The 7,715-nt window shown below is 51.0% G+C and carries 8 protein-coding genes; 7 read left to right on the plus strand and 1 reads right to left on the minus strand.

Translation table 11 applies throughout. From position 1 onward, the window contains the following. The first annotated feature begins 137 nt into the window (after positions 1-137). The 7 genes from lpxL (at position 138) to ABD892_RS12505 (ending at position 6,750) form a co-directional block, all read left to right on the plus strand. Complete coding sequence (lpxL, locus tag ABD892_RS12475) at positions 138-1,115, plus strand: LpxL/LpxP family Kdo(2)-lipid IV(A) lauroyl/palmitoleoyl acyltransferase (protein ID WP_345196062.1); 978 nt, start codon at positions 138-140, stop codon at positions 1,113-1,115. A 158-nt stretch (positions 1,116-1,273) separates the two neighbouring features. Continuing rightward, positions 1,274-1,579: a hypothetical protein gene (locus ABD892_RS12480; RefSeq protein ID WP_345196063.1), complete on the plus strand. Its 306-nt coding sequence runs from the start codon at positions 1,274-1,276 to the stop codon at positions 1,577-1,579. A 73-nt stretch (positions 1,580-1,652) separates the two neighbouring features. Next, a complete protein-coding gene (locus ABD892_RS12485) occupies positions 1,653-2,306 on the plus strand; it encodes an HAD family hydrolase (RefSeq protein ID WP_345196064.1) in 654 nt (217 codons plus the stop codon). Between the two features lie 228 nt (positions 2,307-2,534). Next, a complete protein-coding gene (locus ABD892_RS12490; RefSeq protein WP_345196065.1) occupies positions 2,535-3,932 on the plus strand; it encodes a hypothetical protein in 1,398 nt (465 codons plus the stop codon). A gap of 122 nt (positions 3,933-4,054) precedes the next feature. Further along, the gene (locus tag ABD892_RS12495) at positions 4,055-5,578 is read left to right on the plus strand and encodes an FMN-binding glutamate synthase family protein (RefSeq protein WP_345196066.1); all 1,524 of its coding nucleotides are present in this window, start codon (positions 4,055-4,057) and stop codon (positions 5,576-5,578) included. A gap of 53 nt (positions 5,579-5,631) precedes the next feature. Then, on the plus strand, positions 5,632-6,153 hold the full coding sequence (locus tag ABD892_RS12500) for an 8-oxo-dGTP diphosphatase (RefSeq protein ID WP_345196067.1): 522 nt from the start codon (positions 5,632-5,634) through the stop codon (positions 6,151-6,153). 111 nt (positions 6,154-6,264) lie between these two features. Then, positions 6,265-6,750, plus strand: a complete 486-nt coding sequence (locus tag ABD892_RS12505) for an Hsp20 family protein (RefSeq protein WP_345196068.1) — start codon at positions 6,265-6,267, stop codon at positions 6,748-6,750. Between the two features lie 59 nt (positions 6,751-6,809). On the opposite strand, the gene ABD892_RS12510 is transcribed toward ABD892_RS12505, so the two are convergent. Further along, complete coding sequence (locus ABD892_RS12510; RefSeq protein WP_345196069.1) at positions 6,810-7,367, minus strand: hypothetical protein; 558 nt, start codon at positions 7,365-7,367, stop codon at positions 6,810-6,812. Positions 7,368-7,715 lie beyond the last annotated feature (348 nt).

The raw sequence follows: 7,715 nt of genomic DNA on the forward strand, positions 1-7,715 counted from the left end.
TATTTTGCCTGAAGAGCACAGGGGACGCTCTCTTCATTCAATTTAGCCTTACTTCTTCAGATCGTTAAGCGGGAGTTAAGGAAGGAAGCCGTCACGACATTACGGTATACTCGCGCCCCAGAATGTCATGATGCTCTTTGAGGCGAACATTGAACCCCACCATTCCTGACGACATCCCCTACGAAGAGCGGATGTACACCAAAGCTTACCGATTCCAGGGCGCGTTCCTGCATCCCCGTTACTGGGGGCTCTGGCTGTTGATCAGCACCCTGTGGCTGATCGGCCGCCTCCCCATGGCCTGGATTGTAAAAATCGGCCGAAAAATCGGCCGCCTGCTCCTGAAAATTGGCGGCAGCCGGGTCAAGGTGACCCGGCGGAACCTTGAACTCTGTTTCCCGGAACTCTCGGAAGCGGAAAGGGAAACCCTGCTGGTGCATAACTTCGAAGCCATCGGTGTTGCCCTGCTGGAACCGGGCGTTGCCTGGTTTGCCGGCAGCCGCCGGATTCGCCGGATCAGCCGGGTGGAAGGCCTGGAGAATATCCGCCGTCATATCGACAAGGGACAGGGCATCCTGTTCTGCTGCATGCATATGAGCTGTGTCGAGATGGTCTGCCGGATTGCCGCAGAATACCTGCCATTCAACCTGATGTACCGGGTGCATGATAATCCACTCTATGAATACATCAGCAACGTCCGCCGGCAGAGCTACCCCTACAAGGGGCGCTATATCCCCAGGAAACAGGTCAAGGATCTCCTGCACTTCATGAGCAAGGGCGAAATGGGCATCATCCTGCCGGATCAGGACATGGGCAAGAAGCGCAGCCTGTTTGTGCCCTTTTTCGGACAGACTGCCGCGACAATCCCCAGCGTTTCGGACTTTGCCCGCCTGAGCAATGCCCGGGTGATCATGGCCAGCTATTACCTGGATGAAAACAACCAGTACGTACTGCGCTTCTCCCAGCCACTGGAGAACTTCCCCAGCGAGGACAATGTGGCCGATACCATCCGTATCAACCAGCTGATTGAAGAGCGTATCCGGCAGCATCCTGAGCAATACCTGTGGCAGCATCGGCGCTTCAAGACGCGCCCGCCCGGCGAACCCTCACTTTATTGATGGTGGCCAGCCCCAGATCGTCGTTTTTTCGACGATCTGGCACTCATTCAGCTTCCTTTCCACATTCCCCGGTAACTCTTTAGCTCACCAACGAAAAACCTCCCTGCACCAGCGCCTAAACTGGTAGTAAACGCATTGCTGTACAGGGAGGTTGGTCAATGCGCCACGTTGTATCCATGCTGCTGATGACTGTTCTCGCCAGCAGTGCCATCGCTGATGAACTGGTCGTTAAGCCTGCCAGTACCTTCGATCAACTTATCGTCTCCGTGGCCTATCAGGGGCGGAAGATCCATAAGGCCCATATCATCGTCAGGAGCGAAAACGGCCTGACGATTGCGGAGGGTGAAACCACCCGTGATGGTATCGCCCGATTGAATATCAATTCCGGCCATACGCTGAATATTTCAGTCAAAACTCCCGACGGCCAGGAAGATGAACAGGTCTACATGCACCTGTATCAGTGATTAATCAGCGGTCAACCACCTGACAGCGCAGACTTTCAGGTGGTTTCAGGCCGCACCGGACACAAGACGGACAATGCGGTATATAGAAAAGGACTTCTCAGCCGTCCTGTTTGATTTTGACGGCACCTTGGTCAACAGTGAACCCCTGAAAGCCGAAGCGCTGGGTTATGCGGTTGAACATGCCGGCGGTACCTGGCGGGAGCGTTGGTATGCCGAGCTATTGGGGCATCCATGGCGCACAGTAGAAGAGCAGCTGATGGTGCGCGCAGGCATTCCGGCTCGCCAGGGTATTCTTGCCGAATACTTCCATGGTCATTACCAGACACTGCTGCATACCCGGGTGGCCATGACAACCGGCGCGGAAGATTTTGTGCATCGTCTGCACGAACACGGACATCCTCTTGCCCTGGTGACCAGTGAATCACGCATTATCGTAGAAACCGTGTTAAAGCGTTTTCACCTGATGGATTGCTTTCAGACACTGGTCTGCGGTGATGATATTCTCAACCCCAAGCCCGCCCCGGACAGCTACCGGATGGCCTGTAAGCAGATGCACCTCTCCCCTGCTGAGGCGCTCGTCTTTGAAGACACCGATGCCGGTTTTACTGCCGCCATACGTGCGGGCATCACACAGATTATTGGTCTCAGCCATGACTGGAACCAAAACCAGCAATTTCACCGTTCATTTCCTACCGTTCATTCCTTTCTTGACCAGCCGCTTCCGTAGCAGCTGGAACAGAGAGTTATCAACGTCTATACCTTACTTCCGCCCCGACGCATCCCCTGACAGCGCTTAAGGGATAGCCTCCATAGATAAATACATATCTCGTCAGGGTGGTTGCGTGATTGATCCACCTGCGCCTCATGAAGAGGCCAAAAACCAGAGCAGCGACTCCCTATGCAAACAGAACGCAGATGGTCCGTTATTTTTACTTGCCTGATAGGCTTCCTGTTCATGTCATTAGGTCATACCACGCCCTTACAGGAACAAGCGCTTCAGGACTATATTGAACAACACTTTGGGACAATGCTGGAACTCAGCTCCCAAGAGTTCAGTCAAATACTCTGGCTGGAAAAGACGGAGAATCGTTCACCTGACAATGTCCCCGGGATTAGCTCGTACCCTCTGGAAAAAGAAGTCATTCGCCTGCTCAATCGTCTGCATAACCTGGCATTGCTACGGGATGGTAGCGAGGCCAGCTACCAGTACTTTACCAAGCCACAACGGGATACGAATTACGACTCGCCTGTACTGGGGCGTCATGAGTTTAGTGTCCTGTCACGTTGGTTCAGCGCCAAGGCGCTGCCTGAAGAGCGCTATGCAGCCTTGAGATCCGTGACCATCGTTAATGCCGTCGCTCGAACTACCCAGGCCCGCGAACGGGCACAGCAAGTATGGGACAGTGAAGGGCGTGGGAAACTGCCACAGGATGGCATGGAATTCCTCTGGGCCACCGCGACGCATAAGCCTTCTATTTATCCGTTACTGGATACTGTGTCGCCCGACCAGGAAACACTCCTCAGAGCAGCTTTCTTACCGGATAGCCATTTCCGTCACATGCTCTATGCCGAAGGCAGTAGAGCCATGTATTACCGCCTGCTTGATGAGGTAAACAGGCCTCAAAACAATCAGGCTTTATCACGAGACACGTTTAATTTCTGGTTCATGACCTGGCTGATTGATGTCAGTGGTTTCTGGGTCAACCCTGCGATCCCGGAAGGAAGCTACTACCTGAATCAAACAGAAGCACAATTTGCTATCACACAATGGCACCTGTTAACCAATGCACTTTTCAACCCGTCAAAGTGGCAAACGCGAGCAGTCGCGGCACGGGAACTGCTCAAGAATTACCTCTCGTACCGTGCCAAAGTCCTGGCATTAGACAATATTCCCATGGATGACCTTCTGGCTTACGGCGGTCTGGCGGCCTTAATGCGCATTCAAACCCCCGAACAAGCCGATGATTTCCATCAGGCCTATAACCGGCTCAGTATGGAAAAAAAACAGGCTCTCAGGCAAATTTACACCGATAAGCTAATCGGCAATCCAACCAAGACGCCGACCTATTTACCGGCTGTATTTGTGAACCTCTATGAAGCGGGAGGAAGCTTTCAGCATAGTTTCGAGATGTTTGTTGATATCTACATTCAGTCGATGCAATTAATAAAAGAAAAGTATAAAACCGGTGACTTGCAGGTTAACAAACCCGTCAGTTTCAAATCACTGGCAAATACCGCAGAGATCATCGCTGAAATGCGTTCGGTTTCCATTAGGCTTGAGGGTTATGACATCGTTATCAATACGGAACTGGATGAAAACAGCATCACGATAGAACCCATTAGCACCCTCTAATTCCTCAAAGGTCAGCCAGTTCAGTCTGGCTGACGTCTTACCGATATGGAGCCACAACCAAACGCGTTCAATACTTCTATACTTTTCTCATAATCATTCACAGGATAGTGGAGCTGAAAAGCATGGAATTGCTGAATCATGAGTATGCCTCTGCGTTATCAACCGTATTGCAGGTCATTGCTTCGCTGCTCATTCTGGCGTTGGGAGCAGGAATCGTTGCCATTGCCATTGCTTATTTCATAGACAAGAACCAGACAGAGCATACGATTCGAAGAAACTACCCAGTGCTGGGTCGTTTCCGTTACCTGTTTGAACATCTGGGTGAATTCTTCCGACAATATTTCTTTGCGGGTGACCGGGAGGAAATGCCCTTTAATCGTGCTCAACGCGCCTGGGTTTATCGCGCGGCCAAAAATATCGACCGAACCGTTGCCTTTGGCTCCACTAAAGCCATACGGGAACCCGGCAGCGTTATGTTCCTGAACAACCCTTTTCCGCCCCTGACACAGGAGGCTCACGAAGCGTCTGTCGTGCTGATCGGCCCAAACTGCCGAAAGCCCTACCGCCCAAAATCCCTGTTCAATATTTCTGGCATGAGTTTTGGCGCACTATCTGCTCCGGCGGTGACCGCCTTATCGCTCGGCGCAAAACAGTCCCATTGCTGGTTAAATACCGGTGAGGGCGGACTATCCCCCTATCATCTAGAAGGTAACTGTGATCTGGTCTTTCAAATCGGCACAGCCAAGTATGGTGTCCGTGATGAACAAGGTAAACTGGATGATGAACGATTAAGCGAGATTGCGTCACACGCCCGGGTCAGAATGTTTGAAATTAAACTCAGTCAGGGCGCCAAACCGGGAAAGGGTGGCATTCTTCCGGGAAACAAGGTCTCAGAAGAGATTGCTGCGATCCGACTGATTCCTGTCGGTCAGGACTCCATCAGCCCCAACCGCCATCCGGAAGTTCATTCATGTACAGAATTACTGGATATGATTCATCATGTCCGTTCCGTTACCGGCAAACCCGTCGGTATCAAGTTTGTGTTAGGCGATACCCAGTGGCTTAATACATTATGCAAGGCTATTCACCAACGCGGCATTGAATCAGCGCCTGACTTCATGACCATCGACAGTGCCGATGGCGGGAGCGGTGCAGCTCCCATGGCCCTGATGGATGATGTTGGCTTACCACTACGAGAAAGCCTCCCTGAAGTGACCAACACCCTTATACAACACGGTTTGCGGGAGCGCATAAGGATTATCGCCTCTGGCAAGCTGATCAACCCGTCGGATATCGCCTGGGCGTTGTGCATGGGCGCGGATTTCGTGGTATCAGCCCGCGGTTTCATGATGGCGCTGGGATGCATACAGGCCATGCAGTGCAACAGCAATAGCTGTCCGACCGGTATTACCACCCATGACCCAAAACTGCAGCGCGGCCTGGTTCCCGAAGACAAAGCCACCCGCGTCGCCCATTACCACAACAACCTGGTGAGTGATGTGGAGTTGATTGCCAATGCCTGCGGCGTCAGGGAACCTCGCCAGCTCAAACGACACCATGCCCGACAAGTCACTGCCAACGGACAATCCATCAGTCTGGCCGAGCTGCACCCATACCCGGAAAGAAGCCGCTCCCACCCATTATGATTCTCTGACTTTGCCCGCTATAGTGGCGACTTTTAACTGGCGGGCAAGGCTCTATGGAAACCACCACTCCCCACAAGATCTGTGATATCGACTGGCAGAATTGGCAGGCAGCCGATCCTGCTACCCTGCTGTTTGTCATTCAGGAAGGGCGGATCCTGCTGATTCGAAAAAAGCGGGGCCTGGGTGCCGGCAAGATCAATGGCCCAGGTGGCAAGCAGGAAACGGGAGAAACCATTGAAGCCTGTGCGATTCGGGAAGTGCAGGAAGAACTGTGTATCACACCCAAGAACATCCGCTACCATGGCGATAACTGCTTTCAGTTCATTGATGGTTATTCCATACACGTGCATGTTTTCACAGCAACTGACTATGATGGCGTTGTCACGGAAACCGAAGAAGCCGAACCCTTATGGGTCGATCTGGATGCCATCCCCTACGGCGAAATGTGGGAAGACGACCAGTACTGGATACCCGTGATGCTCTCAAACCAGTCATTTACTGGCCGCTATATTTTTGATGGTGATCATATGATGGATATGGAACTCGTGCTTCACAGCGACACTCGAGAAAAGTGATATTTTTTATCCTCCCGACTTGAAAGCGGTTGGAGTGCCCTCATATAGAGTAACAGCGGTTGCTCAAGAGAGAACTGCTGTTAACAGCCTGTCCTGAAAGGAAGGCGACAGTTGCCTAATATTGCTCATTCTGAGGATATCGCCATGCGTACTCTGGATTTTGACCTGTCCCCCTTGTACCGCTCCGCCATTGGTTTCGACCGTATTGCCAGCTTGCTGGAAAACCTGAATACATCCGGAAACCAGAACGGTTACCCACCCTATAATATCGAACTACTGGGCGAGAATGACTACCGTATTACCATGGCGGTCGCCGGGTTCACAGACGATGAACTGGATATCGAAAGCCGGGAAAATGTCCTGCTGATCAAAGGCAAGAAAGAAAGTGAAAAGCCTGAGAACAAATATCTTTACCAAGGCATCGCCGAGCGTAATTTTGAGCGCCGCTTCCAGCTGGCCGACCATGTCAGAATAACCGGCGCCAACCTGGAGAACGGTTTATTGCACATTGATCTCGTGCGGGAAATTCCGGAAGCCATGAAGCCTCGCAAGATCAAGATCGGGCAGACTAAAATGCTGGAAAATGACGTCGCCTGACAGCAATAACGGACATGGGAAGAGAACACTCTTCCCATGCAAAAGCAATCACGCGCAGATTAATGAGGAGAGTGTTCCAGCTCATTCACCAGTATAAAACGACAATTGCTGAAAAAAGACTCGTGAATTTGTACTTCCTCGCCATCAAGCTTGCCCTGTTTCAGCCGTTTAATACACTGCCCGCTAACGGTGAAATCCTCCCACGTACTGCTAAGCCGGTAATCCGGTAAATCCCAAGCCTTGATTTTATTTTCGACAGCAGGACTCGACGCTATCAGGATCTTTTGATCTGCATGCTGGTTAAAGAAAGGCGCCGGACAATGGCCGGACCGACCATACGTCTCTGCAAACTTGTCTGCCGCCTGGTGACTCAATAAGTGGACTGTCAATAAAGCACCACCTTCCCTGATGCCGCTATTCTTCCCCGTCATTGCAGCGACTGCATCCAGGGTCAGGAAATCTTCTTCCAACTCATATTGAAAACGGCTATCTGCCTCACTTACCTCAAAAACATTCACCCCGACCATACCATCATAGGTAATGATTTCAGGCTGATTGTTATTGTAAAAAAAGACAACGGCAACGGTAACAAGAACCATCACTATCAATAACTTCATAAGCACCAATCCCTTGATGATGGTTCGCTATTAACCGGCCTTCTATCTGCTGATTTGACAACCGAAATATTCACAACACACCTTCAATCTAGCAAATTGAAGGTGTTATTTATGATCATCTCAATGTGTAATTTAGTTATTGAAGACGCGATATGACGATATTAGGAAACCTGCGAGCAAGTGACTTTAAAGAAATGCAGTGAATGACAAATCATTAATTCACTATTATCCAGCATGAAAATGACACAGTTTATTGCCATTGAAACCAGGTTTTCCTGGCTTTCGGATACATTAACCCTGCGTCCGAATCATTTGGTCCAGTCTAACCATGTTTGCCAGTGCGAATAA

This window comes from Kistimonas scapharcae, from assembly GCF_039540975.1.
In the GTDB taxonomy this organism is placed as follows: Bacteria; Pseudomonadota; Gammaproteobacteria; order Pseudomonadales; family Endozoicomonadaceae; genus Kistimonas; species Kistimonas scapharcae.